Genomic DNA, 320 nt, shown 5'->3' on the forward strand with positions numbered 1-320 from the left:
CGCCGCAAGCGTGTCGGATCCTCGACCGTCGACGCCCCGGCGGCAGTCGCACCGAACCTCGTATGGGCGGTGGACTTCCAGTTCGACGCCGACGAGCGGGGCTGCCCGATCAAGATCTGCTCCATCGTCGACGAGCACACCCGCGAATGCATCGGCGGGCTCGTCGAGCGGTCGATCACCGCCGACCGGCTCACCGCCCACCTCGAAGAGCTCGTCGCCGTCCGCGGTGCACCGGGTGTGCTCCGCAGCGACAACGGGCCCGAGTTCATCAGCGACGCGATGGCCGACTGGGCCGGCACCCGCACCGGCCTGTTCTACAT

General features: G+C 69.7%; 1 protein-coding gene. It reads left to right on the plus strand.

From position 1 onward, the window contains the following. The coding region (locus AS25_RS01660; protein WP_035960763.1) for an IS3 family transposase at window positions 1-320 on the plus strand (320 nt) is incomplete at both ends.

The organism is Kocuria marina (genome assembly GCF_000786655.1).
Classification (GTDB): domain Bacteria; phylum Actinomycetota; class Actinomycetes; order Actinomycetales; family Micrococcaceae; genus Kocuria; species Kocuria marina_A.